A 15,569-nucleotide genomic window follows, 5' to 3' on the forward strand; every position below is an offset into this window, starting at 1 on the left:
CCCCCGGGTATACGTCCGCGTGCTGGTCACCCCTGCGCGGCTACGTATCGCAGACGGCAACATAACACCCGGGACCGTTGCCCCGCGACACCGCTCGACCTACCTCACTCGCTTCTGCAGCAGCGGCACCAGCTTGTCGAGTAGCCCCTTCTCCGAGCCGGCACCCCAATTACGGAATGCGGCTACGGCTTCGGCATCGTCGAGCGGGATCACGGTGGCCCGAGTACCGGCGACCTGATAAGGCAGGCCACGCAGCCCGCCGCTGCCTGCGTCCTCGTCGGTCCGTACCGCAAGCACGAAGCTGTCGGCGTTTACCTCGAGCGAATCCGCATTGGGCAGCACACGCAGCGACTCGTCACCCTGTTTGGGATAGTTCAGGTTGTAGACGAAACCCAAATCTTCCAGGAACTTTGTCTGCGCGGAGCCGCCCAGGTAGATAGAAACTTGTTTATTCCGTGGCACATCCACCACGGTGATGGTCTTGCCGCGGAATGCCGGATTGGTGGCCCGAGCCTGTTCGATCGACGGCAACGAACTCACCGCGACGGTGGAACCGGCCGAGACCGTACCGGTGGCGGCATTCGTATTGGCGGAGTCGTTTCCGCCCAGCGTCCAGATCCCGAGGCCTACGGCCAGGGCGACGACGACGGCACCGACACCTGCGCCGACGAACCACCGTTTGCGAGAACTGGGCGGTGCGGACACCAATGCCTGAGGACCCGAAACCGCTACGCGCGGATCGGTATTCGGCCGCGGATCGAAGACCTGGATGGGATAGGTCGGCGAGGTGTTCGTGGGGGCGGGGTTGTACCCGGGGGTGAGCGCGCTCGCGGCCGCGTCGGTGAATTCGCGGCACGTGTTGTACCGGTCGGTGGGGTCTTTCGCCAGCGCCTTGGCGAAGACGTGGTCGATGGCGGGCGGTAGACCGGGGTCGACGGCGGTGGCCAGCGGGGGTGGCTCGTGCAGGTGGCCCATCATGACCAGCGCGGGTTGCGTTGCCGGGTAAGGGTTTCGGCCGGTGAGCAGTTTGAAGAAGGCGCAGGCGAGGCTGTAGATGTCGGCACGATGGTCGAGGTGGCCGCCGACCAGCTGTTCGGGTGGGGCGTAGGCGATGGTGGCGACGAAGCTGCCGGTCTGGGTGAGTTCGGTGGTGTCGTCGTTGGATTTGGCGACGCCGAAATCGGTGAGCAGGACGCGTTCTTCGTCACCCTCGGTGGAGGAGAGCAGGAAGTTGGCGGGTTTGACGTCGCGGTGCAGCAAGCCTTTTCGGTGCGCGTAGTCGAGGCCTTTGCCCACCTCGGTGGTGATGCGTAGTGCGCGTAGCGGATTCATCGAATGCCGGTCGCGGGTCAGTTCCGCGGAGGCGTCGGTGCCGTCGACGTACTGCATGGCGATCCACAGCCGGCCGTCTTCTTCGCCACGGTTGTAGACCGACACGATGTTCGGATGGTCGAGTCCGGCGGCGAGATTGGCTTCGCGCTCGAAGCGAGTGCGGAACTCGTGGTCGTTGCTGAGTTCGCCGCTGAGCACCTTCAGCGCGTCCATCCGCGGCAGGCTGGGATGTTTGGCCAGGTAAACGGTGCCCATGCCGCCCGCACCGAGCACGCCCTGGATGCGGTACCCGCCCACGATGGTGCCGGGGCTTATCGCCATGATCCACAATCTCCTGAGTCGGTGCTCCCCACGCGGCAGCATACTGGACCGCTCGGGATGGGACGGCTGCGTGGCATTACCGGCTGTTGGCGAAGATTGCGTACTGCGCGGCGGCGCGTTGGTGGACGTCGAGCAACTGGTTACCGGTGACGAATCCCGCGTATTGGCGGTAAGCGACGACGCAGGTGAATCGTTTCATCTCGAAGTTGAAGGCCTCCTGTCTGTGCTCGACGCAGGCCGAATCCGGCACATTCGGTGGTGCGGCGGCATCGTTCGCAACGGGAGCGGGAGTGAGCCTTTCGGCGACAATCTTTTTCGCCGCCGCCGCGTCGGGCGCGCGGGCCACGATTGTTCCGTCGGATACGGCGAAGCGGTCCGCGTTCATCGCGCTGAAACGCTGTTTCGCGACGCTCAAATCATCGGCGTACTGGACGATGCCGCGCAAATTGTAGAGCGCTTGCGTGCCTATCGCCGGTCGTTCGAATTTGTTCGGATTCAATGCGCGGCTCAGCAAATGATCCGGGTCCCATGGCAGCTGATAGGTCTCTTCTTCGGTGAGCGGCTTGAGCTGGTCCAGCACGGGAAGCTGGATGTCGTAGGTCTTTTCGGCGAGCGCCGTCAGTGCGGGCAGGTCCGGGCCGTTGGAGGAGACGAGCAGTGCGACGACGTAAGGGCCGTGGGCCATGGTGGTGCGAAGGAATGGCGCATCCGGACGCCACTGTGCGCGGGCGGCCGGATACTTCGGCAGCGGCACCCGCTGGTTGTCCCGGTTGGCGGCGAAGTCGGCGTCGTGGAACTCGGTGGCTGCCGCCGTTGCCCGCTCGACGTCGGGAAACTGCATGACCATCGTCGAGATGGTTGTCGTGTTCTGCCGGGTCTTGACCGGCCAGCCGGACGGAATGATCGACGTCTTCTGATCGAAACCGGTTGTCCGGAAGCCGAACAGCAGTTTGTGCCGCGCGGCGATCGGCTTCAGGTCGGGTTCGATACCGAGTTCCGACGGCAGCGAGCCACGGGTGATCTCGAACGGCAGCTGGCCGTATTTCAGTTTCGGGTCTATTTCGTAGGCGGGTACCACGTAGTCCGACAACCGCATCGCCGCGATGTGCGGCATGGTGATGAAATCCGGTTTGTAGTCGTCGTCGTGCGCATTGAGCGGCTCGGTCGGGTAGGATCCGGTATCGAGCGTGCGAATGTCGATCTCGGCGGGCTCGACGGTCCCCGGCATGGTGGATCCACAGGCCGTGAGGCCCGCCGCGAGCAAGGCGGCGAAGGGGATCAGGAACGCGCGCCTCATCGGGCATTCACCAGCACTGTGTATTCGGCGGCGATCCGCTGTTGCGCGTCCAATAGCTGGTGCGACGCGGAGAACGCGGCGTAGCGGTCGTAGGACACCGAGCAGTAGAAGCGGATCGCCAGGTTGCCGCGCCCGATGTACTCCTTGCATTCGGCGACGGGCAGGTTGGCGGGGGAGTCGGCCGTCTTGAACCGCTTCGTGAGGCCGCCGAGGTCTTGCTGCAATGTCGTGGCCGCGGCGGCATCACGGGCCCGATAGAGGTCGATCCCGTTCGCCGCGAAACGGTCGACGCCCGCTTTCTCGATGTCGCGCAGCACCTCGGCCGCGTTATTGGCGAAATGGATGGCAGTGCGGCCGTGGTACGCACCGGGCGGATTGAGCCAGGAGTCTTCTCTGGGGCGTGCGATGGTGCGGTTCAGCATGCCGTCCAGGTCGATCTGCAGGTTCATCAGCTGGTCGGGCGGGGTCGGGGTGAACTTGGTGATGGACGGAACCACGGTGTCGAGGCTCTTCTCCACCAGCGCGATCAGGGCGGGCAGGTCGACCTTCTCGATATAGATCTTCAGATAGTCGTATACCCACGTGTAGACGACGAATTTGCCGGTGGCGAACCAGGATCCGATCGACTGCTGGTTCGGTTGCCAATGGGCATGTGCTGCCGGGTATTTCGGGATCGACACGGCGGTGTTGCGATCGCCTGCCTCGTAATCGACCCGCTCCAGCGCCGCGGCCGCGTCCTTGGCCTTCTGTTCGTCGGGGAAGACCATGACCGCGTTCATCAGATCAATGCCTCGGTTCTCGGCCTCGGTGCGGCCGAAGCTCTGAAAGCCTGCGACGAAATCCGGGGCGGCCTCGGCGAACCGGTCCACCGCCATCACCTTGCCGAGGGCGGCTTCCGGATCGACGAACACCGTCGCCATGAACGGATTGCCGTGCACGAAGCGGGGATCGATGTCCAGGGCCGGGGGGACGAAATTGCCGAGCCGTTCCGCCTCGATAATTCGAGCCTGTTCGAGACTTTTCACGGCGCCTAATTGGCGTGGCTTCGTCTCGTAATTTCCCACATCGAGCCTGCTGAGCTCGATGGCCGGAGGCGGGTTGGTCGCAGGCTGCTCGTCCGACCCGCAGCCGCCGCAGGCGACCACCAGTGCTGCCGTCGCGACCAGGGCATACGTCGCTCGGCGCGGTATCGTCTTCGCGTGCGGCAGCAAGGTCCCTCCCCTGACGACTGTGGTTCCCGGCGGAATACTACGTCACCGCGCGCCGCGGCACCTGACCATAAAGTTGCGGGACCGCCTCACAGACTGTTCGCCAGCAGCGCGTATTCGGCCGCCACCTTCTGCCGGACATCCGGTTCTTTGTCGCTGGTGACGACACCCACATAACGTTTGTATGCGACGTAGCACCGGAACTTGTATTCGCGTTCCGGATTGCCTTTGCTGTTGAGCTGCAGGCATTTCGCGCCGGGCACGTCCTTCGGCGCCCCCAGCGTGTCGTAGTGCGCCCCTTCGCTTTCCATCAATCCGGCGGCCAGTTCCTGGGCGGCGGCGCTGTCCCTGGTGCGCGCGATGTAGCTGTCGTCGGCGATGGCCTGACGGTCCACCCCCGCCGCTTGGATCAGGCGCAGGTGTGCCGATTCATCGTCGGCGCGGTGCACCATGTGGTGCGGGCCGAAAATGGCGAAGGTGGCGGTGTCGGGAGTGCGGTTCTTGCGGTCGCTGACGGCGACGCGGGCGAGCAGCCCTTCGGGGTCGACCGGCAGATCCTTGATCTTCTCCTGCGGCGTGGCCTGGAACTTGTCCAGCTGGGCCACCTCGGCGGCGAGGGATTTCTCGACCCACTCCACCAGATCGGTGCTGTCGGCGCGCGGGCGCTGGATGAACAAGGAGATGACGAATTCCCTTTGGGCCATGAAGGTGCCGACGGTGGGAACGCCGGGGCGCCAATGGATGTAGGCGTCCGGGTAAGCGGTGGAGGGCAGTTTGCGGTTCTCCGGTGAGATCGCGATGTCGACGTCCTCGAGCTCCCGGGCGGCGAGTTTCGCGGTCGCCTGGTCCGGAAAGCGGAACAACGCGATGGTGACCGCGGTGGCCTCGGGGGCCGGGTTGGTCTGTCCCTCGGGGTCGGGGCGATCGGCGCCGCTGGCGGCGTAGCCGGTGATCAGCTTGCGGTCGTCGAAGACCGGCTTGGAGGACTTGGCGACGAAATCGAGCGCCTGCTCGGCGTCGGCGACCACGGCACTGCCCCGGCCGACCTTCAGCGAAGGATCGATCTGCACGGTCGGGACCACCGCGTCGGACATTCGCATGCCCTCGACCAGCGCGGCTTTGTCGCCCGCGTCCTGGTCGTACCGGTGGCGGTCGACCGCGTAGGTGCCGACTTCCAGCTGGCGTACGTCGATCTCACCCGCGGTGGCGGTGCCCGGCACGCCGCCGCATCCGGTCAGCAGACCAGCCACTGTGATACACGATGCGACCAGCGCGATACGTGATGTGCGAACCATGACCGGCCCCTCGTTTCCTCCACGTGCTGCCACTGAAGTTACCGGACGGACGCCGGGCAGGGGGCCCGATAGTTGTGGGATTGCAATACCCTGGGTCGTGTGCAAACGACCCCGCAATGCCCGCTTCGCCGAGGCCGATTCCTTTGATGGACCGGCAGGTCGAGGTCGTTGTCGGTAGTCACGCGGTGGCGCGCGTCGCGGGGTCGGTGGTGGTTGTCGCGCATCGCGGACAGGGCAGGCCGACCCAGGATTCGCCGGCCGCGCTGGCCCTGGAATCGCTGGCCGAGTTGGTTCGTACGGCCACCGAGCACGAGCCGAACGGGCCGGGGGCGTTGGTGGCGCGGGAGGCCACCCGCTGGTTGATGAAGCAGGCCGAGCAGATCAGCCCGGGGGAGCCGATCGATTTCGGGATTCTGTCCACCGCGGAGAACGGTGGGGTGGCGATTTTCCTGCACGGTGCGGTGACGGCGGTGCTGGTCGGGGATGGCGCGATCGAGCGGTACCGGGGAAGTGACGCGGCGTTCACCGTCGATCGGGTGGCCGGCGTGCCCGCCCGGGCCGTCGCGCTGTTCGTAGACGACGCGAAGGGGCGCATCCCTGAACTGCCCGCGGAGCGCGGCATCGGCTGGCTGGTCGAGGGCATCGCACAGGCGGGTGGCGCGATCATCTGGTCCGACGGAGCGCGGGCCCGGTCCAGTGTTGTGCGCGAAGGAGCGCACCGGCGCAACGAGGAGGCGCCGCTGCCGACCGCGCGCATCGACCACGAACCGCCACCGGAGCAGCAGCGAGCAGCGGAGCCGCCCACTGGAAGTCAGGCGGCGACCGCCGCGCACCGGACCGGCGGCGCACCGGAACCGCAGCACGCGCCGACCCAGCTACGCGGCACCACGCCGGCCCCGCCGCCCGACCCGGACCTGCAGCGCCGATTGGAAGCGACCGCGAAGTCCACCGCGCTCACCGTCAAGGTGATGGGATTCAAGTGCGCCAGAGCGCATCCCAGCGATCCACGCGCGGCGTTCTGCACGGTGTGCGGCATGCCGGTGGACCAGACGCAGCCGCTGATCGAGGTGGTCCGGCCGCCGCTCGGCATGTTGATCCTCGACGACGGCATCACCTTCGTGCTCGCCGCGGATGCGGTAATCGGCCGTGACCCAGAGCATTCCGATGCCGCACAACGCGGCCTGGTCCCGTGGCGAATAGAGGATTCCTCGGGTGGCATGTCCCGCGCGCACGCCGAGATCCACCTCATGAACTGGGATGTGACCGTGGTGGATCGCGGCTCGACCAACGGCACCCGCACCCGCCTGCCCGGCTACCGCGACTGGATTCGCCTGGCCCCCAACCAATCCATGGTGCTGGTCCCGGGCGCCGAGGTCATGCTCGGCAATCGGGTGCTGCGCTTCGAGCCGATGGCCCCGCCACCGTTCGGCGGTTGAGACGCGAACCGATCTTCCGGTCAGGAATACCTTGACATGCAGGTCTTTTCGCCGTTGATCACACCGGCGCGGAAGGCGTCGACGCGGGCGAAGCCGCTGCGCACGGTGTTGCCCTCGGTGTCGCTGGCCGCCAGTCCGTCGGTGAGCAGGCCGGAGACGGCCTCGTCGAGATCGCCTGCGGCCAGGCTGATGTCGCCTTGGCCGGAGGTCCGGCCCGGCTGGGCGAGCTTGCCGGTGATCACGCCGGCCAGGCAGGCCGCGCGCAGGCCGGTCTTGGCGCCGACGAGTTGCTGGCCCTGATTCTGCTGCACCGCAAGGGTGTAGCGGGAGATGAAGACGATGTAGCCGTTGTAGTCGCCGGTCACCTTGAGCGGCAGCGGGTCGTCCACATCCCAGTTGGAGGCGCCGCGCTGGGCGAGGGCGGGGATGTCGGTGCCGATGGTGTTCTTCTCCGGGCAGTAGCTGACCGGCCCGGTGGGCACCCCGTTGCGGCAGGTGATCTTGGCGCCGGAGTAGTCGTAGGTCGGTGACGGCTTGGTCGGCAGCAGCGCGGCGAGAGCCTTGCTGAGCTCGATCAGAGTTTCCTTGTTGATCTCGTATTCGCCGCGGCCGGTGTCGTCCTTGAAGTCCTTCGGCAAGTTGCCGCGCCGCTGGGTGATCTCGTCCATGTCGATGCGCTTGCAGCCCTTCGGGCCGTCGGTGAAACCGACCTGCACGGCGGTGACGCGCTCGAAGGCCGAGCCGTGCACGCTTTCCGGATCATCGGGGTCGGAGTCGCGGATGGCCACGGTGGCGGCGAGCACCGAGTTGAGGCCGTCGGAGGTATCGATGGTGAAGTGCTTGGACTTGCCTTCGGCGACCGAGCGCATGAACGCACCGGCGAAGCAGTCGGCCTGCTGCTCCTTGACGATCACCGGATCCTTGGCGCCGACCAGCTTGGCCATGGTCTGCACCGCGTGCCCGTACTCGTGCGCGAGCACCATGACCACGGCCATCTTGCCGAAGGTCTCCGTCATGGCGGGCAGCAGCACCGAGCGGTCCCAGCCGATGGAGTTGTCCAAGCGGCAGTACGCGGCGTTCACCAGATGAAAGGTGGTCTCCTTGCAGAATTCGACGGAGTCACTGCGCGGCGCCTGCGCGCTCCAGGAGATGAGCTTGTCGACCGGCTGGAAATCGGCGTTCTGGAACTCCTTGCCGAACTCGGTGCGCCAGTAGGTCTGGATGTCCTCGACGGCGTTGAGTGCCAGGGTGTCCTCGGCGCTACCGTCCCCGTTGGTCGCCTTCAACTTGCTGTCCTCGACGCCGGGCCGGGGGCCGTTGGGACCGCTGGTGGTTGGCAGTCCTGCCACCTTGAACGGGTCGTCGTAGATCGAGACGGCGCGGCCGTGCACGAGCCGAGTGCAGCCCGCCACCAGCAGCACGACGATCAGCGCGGCGGTAATGATGGCCGTCGCACGGACTTTCGGCAAGGCTCCCCCTAGTCGGCCGGTATCACGTTCACATCGGTCGCCGGATCGGGGTATAAGGCGCATCGGGGGCACCGCCGATGTCCGGGTGATGGAATAGTATCCGCTGCATGTCTTCACCGGGGGCGCAGACCATCACCGTGCGCCATGATGGAAACGAACGAGTCTTCGATTCGAGCCAGCAGGTCACCATGGGTCGTGCGCCGGAGGTGACGCTGTTCGTCGACAGCCCGCTCGTTTCGCGGGTCCATGCGACGCTCGCATGGCAGGGTAGCGCCTGGGTGTTGTCGGACAATGGAAGCACCAATGGCGTGTTCGTCGACGCGCGCCGGTTGACCCAGGCGGTCTCGATCGATCGGCCGACGCAGGTGCGGCTCGGCGACGCGATCAGTGGACCGTTGCTACATCTGCTGCCCGCTAATCCGCAACCCCCGCAGCGCCCTTCGGTGCGGCCACCGCAGTCGGGCCAGCAGCCGATGTCCGGTCAGCCGATGCCGGGTCAGCCGATGCCCGGCCAGCCGATGTCCGCGCAGCGACCCGCCCAGCAGTTCCAGCGGCCGGCTTATCAACCGCCGCAGGATGCGCCGCCGCAGGTCAATATCAATATGACGACCCGGGCCGACACCTCGAACATGCCGCCGGTGCGCGCGCGGGCGTCCACCGCGGCGGTCGCCAGGGCCGATCGGCTGCCCGCCGGGGGCCTGTCGATCGGCCGCACCACCGACAACCAGATCGTCGTCAACGATCCGCTGGCCTCGCGCAAGCACGCGCGTCTCGTCGCGGCCGCCGACGGGCTGACCATCGAGGACCTCGGCTCGGCCAACGGCACCTTCGTCAACGGCCACCGGCAACAGCGGGCGGTGCTGCGCGAGCGCGACATCATCACCATCGGCAATATCGACTTCGTCGTCCAGCAGGGCACGCTGGTCCTGCGGCAGAAGCCGGTGGCCGAGCAGGGGCTCGCGGTCCACGGGGTCGGATTCACCGTCGAGGGCAACAAGCAGCTGCTGGTCGACGTCAATATGCAGGCCAGTAGAGGCACGCTGACCGCGCTGATCGGTCCGTCCGGCGCGGGCAAGTCGACGCTGTCCAGGTTGATCGCGGGCACCACGCAGCCCTCCGGCGGTGTGGTCACCTTCGAGGGCCGCAACCTGCACGCCGAATACGAGGCCTTGCGCTCCCGGATCGGCATGGTGCCGCAGGACGATGTGCTGCACCGTCAGCTCACCGTGCGCCAGGCGCTCGGCTACGCGGCCGAGCTGAGGCTGCCGCCGGACAACAGCCGGGCCGACCGGCAGCAGGTGATCGACGGTGTGCTGAAAGAACTTTCGCTCACCGAGCACGCCGACACCAGGGTGGACCGGCTCTCCGGCGGCCAGCGCAAGCGCGCGTCGGTCGCGCTGGAACTGCTCACCGGACCGTCCCTGCTGATCCTGGACGAGCCGACCTCGGGCCTGGACCCGGCGCTGGACCGGCAGGTGATGGTGATGCTGCGCGAGCTCGCCGATGCGGGTCGTGTGGTGATCGTGGTGACGCACTCCATCGCGCACCTGGACATGTGCGACCAGGTGCTGCTGCTCGCGCCCGGTGGCAAGACCGCCTACTGCGGCAACCCGGCCGGCGTCGGCGCCGCGCTCGGCACCACCGACTGGGCGGAGATCTTCGCCAACGTGGCCGCCAATCCGGATCAGGCGTTCGCCGCGTATCGATCAAGGCAGGCGTTCGCGCCACCGCCACCCCCGCCGCCGCAGCAATACGGGTCCGCGGGCTCGCCGCCGCAATCCAGTGGCGGCAAACAGTTCTCGACGCTGTGCCGCAGACAGATCCGGTTGATCCTGGCCGACCGCGGTTATCTGTCGTTCCTGGTGATCCTGCCGTTCATCCTCGGCGCGCTCTCGCTGGTGGTGCCGGGCAAGGACGGTTTCCAGCGCGGTGCGTTGAAGGCGTTGCCGGACGGCACCTTCGTGCCGACCGGCGGCGGCGAGACCCAGCAGCTGCTGGTGGTGCTGATCCTCGGCGCCTGCTTCATGGGGTCCACGCTCACCGTGCGTGACCTGGTCGGCGAGCGCACCATCTTCCAGCGGGAACGCGCGGTCGGGTTGCTGCCGTCGGCGTATCTGTCGGCGAAGATCGCGGTGTTCAGTATCACCGCGCTGCTGCAGTCGGCGGTGCTGGTCGGCATCGTGCTCGCGGGCAAGAAGCGGCCGGGCGAGGGTGCGGTGCTGGCCTCCGGCAGCGCCGAGCTGTACATCGACATCGCGTTGACCGCGGTGTGCTGTGTCGTTGTCGGCCTGCTGCTTTCGTCGCTGGCGAAGTCGAACGAACAGGTGATGCCGCTGCTGGTGGTCGCCATCATGGTGCAGCTGGTGATGGCGGGCGGGTTGATCCCGGTCACCGGTCGCGTCGTGCTCGAGCAGGTGTCCTGGCTGTTCCCGGCGCGCTGGGGGTATGCGGCCGGAGCCTCGACGGTGAACATTCGTGAGGTGTTCCTCAACGCACAGCCCGACACGCTGTGGCAGCACACGGCGAGCATCTGGGCGTTGGACGTTGGTGTGCTGTTGCTGATCACCCTGGTGCTCGCCGTCATCACCTGGCGACGGCTGCGACTGAAGTCCTCGGCCGCGTGATGGGCGAGCGATTTTGCGGCCCCGACCGGGGCCTCCGGACAACAGCAAGCATCTCGGCCACACACCAGGCACACTTATGCCTGTGACGGTGCGAGTAGGGGCGGTACATCTCGGCTGGGATGTGGTGTCCGTGGCCGCGGGTGGCGGTGGCACACCGATCCGCCCGGTTCAGGTGGAGGGCATGTGGACACCGCCGGCATATCTGCTGGCGGATTCGTCGGGACGGTTGCACACCGCCGGCGTGGACCGGCAGCGCCCGGACCTCGGCATGGCCATCGCCGACGTGCGCGACATCCTCGGGCACCCGCAGATCGTGGTGGCCGGCGCGACCTGGCCCGCGGAGCTGGTGTTCCGGGCCAGGATGTACAACCCGCTGGCCGCCATCGGCAAGCATCTGCGCGGCAAGCCCGACCTGGTGGCGCTGCCGTACCCGGACGGCTGGCCGGACGAGAAGGTCGAGGTGTACGCCGCGCTGGTGGAGCAGCTCGATGTGACCGTCGAGCCGCTGCCGGAGAGCATCGCGCTGTCGGGGTACGTACGTGCGCTCGGACTGGTGCACCCGCCGGATCAGGCCAGGCCGCACGGCATCGGCGCGACCGGTGTGTACTCCGACGGCCGGACGATGCTGGTGGTCGCGGTGCACGGCGACGACGAACAGCCGACCGAGTCGGTCGACGTGCCGGTGACCGTGGAGTCCATGCGCGACGCCAGGTCCGCGGACAACGTGGTGATCGAGGTGATGGCCGCGGCCCGCTCGATCGGCGCGGACACCTCGACGGTGCTGCTGTCGGGCAACGTGTGTTTCAACGACGCGCTGCGGTTGGCCTTCCAGAATCACCTCGGCCATCGGCTGCAGGTCGCCGATCATCCGATGCACGCACTGGTGCTGGGTGCCGCGCACCTGTTGGTGACCGATACCGAATCCGAAGAGCCGGAGCCGGTGGGCAGGCACGCCGAGCCTGCGCAGCCGCGAGTGGACCCCACCCAGTTCCAGGATCCTGGCCCGCAGTTCCGCGATCCAGCCGGGCATTACCGGGCCGAATCCGCGCCGCAGCAGGCCGCGCCCGGACAGCGTCAGGCCGGTGCCGCGCATCGGCAGGCGGAATCGGCACAGCGCCAAGCGGAGTCGTCGCAGCGCCGAACGGAACTGCCGCAACCCCACATGGATCCGTCTCCGCCGCGAACGGTGCCGCCCGTGCAGTACGGGCCCGGCTACCCGACGACCGGCGAGGATCCGACTACGCGGATCAGCCGCGACGAGGTGCCGCGCGGGCTTCCGCCGAACCTCGCCGAGCTGGGCGGCCGCTTCACCCGGCCGCCGGGGCAGTACCCAGAGAACCAGCCGGCTCGGCCCACCGAGCCGGGTAGCCAGGGTGGGCCGCCGCCCGGCCAGCGCTCGTATCAGGCGCCGCAGTCCGACGCCGCACCGGAACGGCCCAGTCCATGGCAGGAACCCGAATCCGACGACGACGAGGGCCGGCCCCGCAAGGGCAAACTCTGGAACAAGATGAAGGACAACCTGTTCGGGGCGCACACGGTGGTCGGCGCGATGGCGCTGGCCGTGGTCGCGCTGCCGGGTGGCGGTGATCGTGTCGAGCTGACCGCGGCCGAGGTGACACTGACGGCGGCACCGGGACCGCTCGCCGCGGCCGACCCGATCGCCTGTCCGCTGACGCCCTACGTGACCAACGAGGTCCGGCCGGGCATCTCGTCCGCTCGCGGGCATGCGGCGGGTGGCCGCCGCAACGATCGGGGCGTGGTGGATCAGGACTGTGAGCAGCCGGGCATCGACACGTTGCGCTACCTGCTGCCCGGTCCGCGACGGGCCATCGATCCCGGTCCGCCGATCCAGATCTGACGCGATTTAGACCGTCCGATCCGGGCTGGTATTGTGGCTCGTTGGCGTATGGATGGCCGGGCAACCGGCTGTGCAATCGAAACCCGGGTCTCCACCGGCCGCCGGGAGCTTCGACCACATGCCTGGCCGGCAACACCGACTACAGACAGGGAAGCACTGTGCCTACGTACAGCCCCAAGGCGGGTGACGTGACCCGTCAGTGGTACGTCATCGACGCCACTGACGTAGTGCTCGGCCGTCTCGCCGTGCAGGCAGCGAATCTGCTGCGTGGCAAGACGAAGCCGACCTACGCACCGAACTTTGACGGTGGCGATTTCGTCATCATCATCAACGCCGACAAGGTTGCCATCAGCGGCAACAAGAAGGCGGACAAGCTGATCCACCACCACAGCGGGCACCCGGGCGGCCTCAAGTCGCGCACTGTCGGTCAGGTGTTGGAGAGCCGTCCGGATCGGCTCGTGGAGAAGGCCGTCAAGGGCATGATCCCGAAGAACAAGCTCGGCAACGCGATCGCGGGCAAGCTGAAGGTCTACGCAGGCCCGAACCACCCGCACGCCGCTCAGCAGCCCATTCCGTTCGAGATCAAGCAGGTGGCCCAGTGACCGCTCCCGAGGAGTTCAACGAGGAAGCCGTTGTCGAGGACTTCGACGCCGTTGAGGTTGTTGAGGACGGCGAAGGCTACGAAGAGGCCGAGGTCGCCGCGGAGACCTTCGCCCCGGTCGTGATCGACCGCCCGGTGCAGACCGTCGGCCGCCGCAAGGAAGCCGTCGTCCGCGTGCGCATGGTGCCGGGCTCCGGCAACTTCGTGCTCAACGGCCGCACCATCGAGGATTACTTCCCGAACAAGGTGCACCAGCAGCTGGTCAAGTCGCCGCTGGTGACCGTCGAGCGGGCCGAGAACTTCGACATCGTCGCCCTGCTGCACGGCGGCGGCCCGTCGGGACAGGCCGGCGCCCTGCGTCTGGCCATCGCCCGTGCGCTCATCGAGGTCACCCCGGACGACCGCCCCGCGCTGAAGCGGGCCGGCTTCCTGACGCGTGACCCCCGTGCCGTCGAGCGTAAGAAGTACGGTCTGAAGAAGGCGCGTAAGGCGCCGCAGTACTCGAAGCGCTGATTTCGGCCTCGTCGACCACCGTCATCCGGCACCCTGGAGGTGCCGGGGGCGGTGTGGTCGGCGGGCAAGCTGTACGAGAGCAGGCGCCCAGCACGGCTGGTCGCCTGCTCTCGTGCTGTATCAACCCGCGGCGTTCTCGGGGCCCTTCGTGGCAACAGGCAGTGGCCTTCGGGCGCGCCGCGGATCCACCGATGAGGGGCTGAGGTATGGGACGTTTGTTCGGCACCGACGGAATCCGTGGGTTGGCCAACGAGTCGTTGAGTCCGGAACTGGCGCTGCGCGTTTCAGGTGCGGCCGCCCAGATTTTGAGCAGTGGCAAGAAGCGTCCCCTCGCGGTGGTCGGCCGCGACCCGCGAGCCAGCGGTGAGATGCTCGAGGCCGCGGTAACCGCGGGGCTCACCGCCGCCGGGGTGAACGTGCTGCAGGTCGGCGTGCTGCCGACGCCCGCCGTCGCCTACCTCACCGGCCTCTACGACGCGTGCTTCGGCGTGATGATCTCCGCCTCGCACAATCCCATGCCGGACAACGGCATCAAGATCTTCGCCGCAGGCGGGCACAAGCTCGACGACGCCATCGAGGACCGCATCGAGGCGCTGCTCGCCGAGGACACCCCGCTGCGACCGACCGGGCGCGGCATCGGGCGGGTGGTCAACGCGTCCGGCGCGCGCGACCACGGACTGGCTATTCCGGAGCAGTACAGCGTCGCGAGCACGCACGAGCGGTACGTCGAGCACCTGGTCGAGGCGACCGCGCAGGATCTGTCCGGGCTGACCGTGGTGGTCGACTGCGCGCACGGCGCGGCCGCCGAGGTCGGGCCCGCCGCCTTCCGCGAGGCGGGCGCGACGGTGATCGCGATCAACGCCGAGCCGGACGGCCTCAACATCAACGATGGTTGCGGCTCAACGCATTTGGACACGGTGCGGCAGGCGGTGCGCGAGCACAAGGCCGACCTGGGCCTGGCCCTCGACGGTGACGCGGACCGGTGCCTCGCGGCCGATGCCGACGGCAATGTCGTCGACGGTGACGTCATCCTGGCGATCCTGGCCCTCGATATGCACGAGGCCGGCGAGCTGGCGAAGAACACCCTGGTCGGCACCGTGATGAGCAACCTCGGTCTGCACATCGCGATGCGCGAGGCCGGAATCACCTTGCTCACCACCGCCGTCGGCGACCGCTACGTGCTGGAGGAACTGCGCCGCGGCGGCTTCACGCTGGGCGGGGAACAGTCCGGGCACGTGATCTTCCCGAAGTTCGGCACCACCGGCGACGGCGTGCTCACCGGCCTCAAGCTGATGGCCCGGATGGCGCGGACCCGGCGCAGCCTCGCCGAGCTAACCACCGTATTGCAGACGGTGCCACAGGTATTGGTGAACGTGCCGGTCAGCGACAAAGCCGTGGTCGCGGCGGCGCCCGAAATCCGGGACGCGGTACAGGAAGCCGAACGCATCCTCGGTGACTCCGGCCGAGTTCTGCTGCGCCCCAGCGGAACCGAGCAGCTGGTCCGGGTGATGGTGGAGGCCACCGATCCCGCGCAGGCCAGGCAACTCGCCGACGATCTCGCCAAGCGCGTCGCCTCGGTCTGAGCCACGCCGGTCGGCGGCACATTGCGATGATG

The 15,569-nt window shown here is 67.5% G+C and carries 11 protein-coding genes; 6 read left to right on the forward strand and 5 right to left on the reverse strand.

The genetic code is table 11. From position 1 onward, the window contains the following. Positions 1–99: 99 nt before the first annotated feature. The 4 genes from DBO33_RS06600 to DBO33_RS06615 form a co-directional block, all read right to left on the reverse strand. Positions 100–1,653, reverse strand: a complete 1,554-nt coding sequence (locus DBO33_RS06600; RefSeq protein WP_107654225.1) for a serine/threonine-protein kinase — start codon at positions 1,651–1,653, stop codon at positions 100–102. 76 nt (positions 1,654–1,729) lie between these two features. Beyond that, positions 1,730–2,950 (reverse strand): DUF7373 family lipoprotein, encoded by a 1,221-nt coding sequence (locus DBO33_RS06605; protein WP_107654226.1) that lies wholly within the window; start codon positions 2,948–2,950, stop codon positions 1,730–1,732. Then, on the reverse strand, positions 2,947–4,161 hold the full coding sequence (locus DBO33_RS06610; RefSeq protein ID WP_107654227.1) for a DUF7373 family lipoprotein: 1,215 nt from the start codon (positions 4,159–4,161) through the stop codon (positions 2,947–2,949). The genes DBO33_RS06605 and DBO33_RS06610 overlap by 4 nt, the downstream gene beginning before the upstream one ends. Positions 4,162–4,247: 86 nt before the next feature. Next, positions 4,248–5,453 carry a DUF7373 family lipoprotein gene (locus DBO33_RS06615; RefSeq protein WP_107654228.1) on the reverse strand — a complete coding sequence of 402 codons (1,206 nt, stop codon included), beginning with the start codon at positions 5,451–5,453 and terminating at the stop codon, positions 4,248–4,250. A 146-nt stretch (positions 5,454–5,599) separates the two neighbouring features. On the opposite strand from DBO33_RS06615, the gene DBO33_RS06620 reads away from it, so the two are divergent. Next, entirely contained in the window at positions 5,600–6,889 is a 1,290-nt protein-coding gene (locus DBO33_RS06620) for an FHA domain-containing protein (RefSeq protein WP_107654229.1), read from the forward strand. A gap of 20 nt (positions 6,890–6,909) precedes the next feature. On the opposite strand, the gene DBO33_RS06625 is transcribed toward DBO33_RS06620, so the two are convergent. After that, positions 6,910–8,358, reverse strand: coding sequence for a neutral zinc metallopeptidase (locus DBO33_RS06625; RefSeq protein WP_107654230.1), 1,449 nt, complete (start codon positions 8,356–8,358; stop codon positions 6,910–6,912). A gap of 107 nt (positions 8,359–8,465) precedes the next feature. Here DBO33_RS06625 and DBO33_RS06630 point away from each other — a divergent pair, with 107 nt between their 5' ends. The 5 genes from DBO33_RS06630 (at position 8,466) to glmM (ending at position 15,537) form a co-directional block, all read left to right on the forward strand. Then, positions 8,466–10,982, forward strand: a complete 2,517-nt coding sequence (locus DBO33_RS06630) for an FHA domain-containing protein (protein ID WP_107654231.1) — start codon at positions 8,466–8,468, stop codon at positions 10,980–10,982. A 76-nt stretch (positions 10,983–11,058) separates the two neighbouring features. Continuing rightward, positions 11,059–12,840: a hypothetical protein gene (locus DBO33_RS43855; protein WP_234390717.1), complete on the forward strand. Its 1,782-nt coding sequence runs from the start codon at positions 11,059–11,061 to the stop codon at positions 12,838–12,840. Positions 12,841–12,998: 158 nt separating this feature from the next. Further along, positions 12,999–13,442, forward strand: a complete 444-nt coding sequence (gene rplM, locus DBO33_RS06640; protein ID WP_107654232.1) for a 50S ribosomal protein L13 — start codon at positions 12,999–13,001, stop codon at positions 13,440–13,442. Next, positions 13,439–13,954, forward strand: a complete 516-nt coding sequence (gene rpsI / locus DBO33_RS06645) for a 30S ribosomal protein S9 (protein ID WP_107654233.1) — start codon at positions 13,439–13,441, stop codon at positions 13,952–13,954. The genes rplM and rpsI overlap by 4 nt, the downstream gene beginning before the upstream one ends. A 206-nt stretch (positions 13,955–14,160) precedes the next feature. After that, a complete protein-coding gene (gene glmM, locus DBO33_RS06650) occupies positions 14,161–15,537 on the forward strand; it encodes a phosphoglucosamine mutase (protein ID WP_107654234.1) in 1,377 nt (458 codons plus the stop codon). Positions 15,538–15,569 lie beyond the last annotated feature (32 nt).

The sequence above is a fragment of the Nocardia suismassiliense genome, assembly GCF_900269665.1.
Classification (GTDB): domain Bacteria; phylum Actinomycetota; class Actinomycetes; order Mycobacteriales; family Mycobacteriaceae; genus Nocardia; species Nocardia suismassiliense.